Annotated in this window: 1 protein-coding gene; it reads right to left on the bottom strand. The window is 77.3% G+C overall.

Annotation, left to right across the window (positions count from 1 at the left end):
* Window positions 1-208: 208 nt before the first annotated feature.
* The gene (locus EF918_RS35810; RefSeq protein ID WP_125652989.1) at window positions 209-1,123 is read right to left on the bottom strand and encodes a GlxA family transcriptional regulator; all 915 of its coding nucleotides are present in this window, start codon (window positions 1,121-1,123) and stop codon (window positions 209-211) included.
* Between the last annotated feature and the right edge of the window lie 191 nt (window positions 1,124-1,314).

Here is a 1,314-nt window from a genome sequence, read left to right on the forward strand (position 1 = left end):
GGGGCCTGTGGGGCCTGTGGGGCGGGTCGGGTCGGTGGGGCCATGCGACCGGTCGGGCCGGTAGGGCCGGGCCGGGTCGGGCCTGGCGGTCCGGCCTGGCGGTCCGGCCTGGCGGCCCGGCCTGGCGGTCGGGCCTGGCGGTCGGGCCTGGCGGTCGGGCCTGGCGGTCGGGCCTGGCGGTCCGGCCTGGCGGTGGGTCCTGCCGTGGTCAGTGGTTCGTGCGGAAGCGGCGGCGGTAGGCCGCCGGGGTCGTACCGATCTGCTTGCGCAGGGCTCGGTGGAGGGTCTCCACCGAGCCCAGCCCACAGGCGGTGGCCACGGCGTCCAGGGGGTCGTCGGTACCCTCCAGCAGGCGCCGGGCCGCCTCCACCCGGGCGGCCTCCACATAGGCGGCCGGCGTGGTGCCGGTCTCCTGGCGGAACACCCGGGCGAAGTGCCGCTCGCTGAGGCACATCCGCTCGGCGAGCGCGGCCGCCGACAGGTCGTCGGCCGGATGGTCGGCGATGAACATCCGCAGCTCGTCGATGTCCCGGCGCGCCGCGGGCGGCGCGCTCAGCGGCACCGAGAACTGGCTCTGCCCGCCCTGCCGCTTGAGGTACATGACCAGCTGACGGGCCACGCCCAGGGCGACCTCCTCGCCCAGGTCCTCGGTCACCAGCGCCAGCGCGAGGTCCATGCACGCGCTGATCCCGGCGCCGGTCCAGACGTTCCCACACCGTACGAAGATCGGGTCGGGGTCGACCGTCACCTCCGGGTGGTCGGCCGCCAGCTGCGCGGCGGTCGACCAGTGCGTGGTCGCCGTCCGGCCGTCCAGCAGCCCGGCCGCCGCCAGCAGGTGCGCGCCCACGCACACCGAGGCGACCCGCCGGGCCAGCGGGGCGGCCGTGCGCAGCCACGCCACCACGTCCGCGTCGATCCGGGCGACCGGACCCTCGGGAGGCAGGTCCACCGCACCGGGCACCAGGAGGGTGTCCAGCACGCCGTCGACCTCCGCGAACGACAGGTCCGTCACCAGCCGTACACCTGCCGACGTGGTGACCACGCCGGGTGCCGGTCCACGTCCCGCGAGCTGGACCTCGTAGCCCGCCCGGCCACCGGTCTCGCGGTTGGCCAGCGCGAACACCTCGGCCGGGCCGGTGACGTCGAGGAGGTCGACGTCGGGGGACCGGCACGCGGGGTCGTCCCGACAGCGCGCGGCCCAGGGATCCGGGCAGGCCTGTGGGTCCCGCTGGCCGCCGGCGTGCTGGCGCCCGCCCTGGGACGCGGGGGGGCGGACCTGCGTCCAGAGGGCGCGCTGGCGGGGCCGGGCGGGGC

Source organism: Streptomyces sp. WAC06614 (genome assembly GCF_003949795.1).
In the GTDB taxonomy this organism is placed as follows: Bacteria; Actinomycetota; Actinomycetes; order Streptomycetales; family Streptomycetaceae; genus Streptomyces.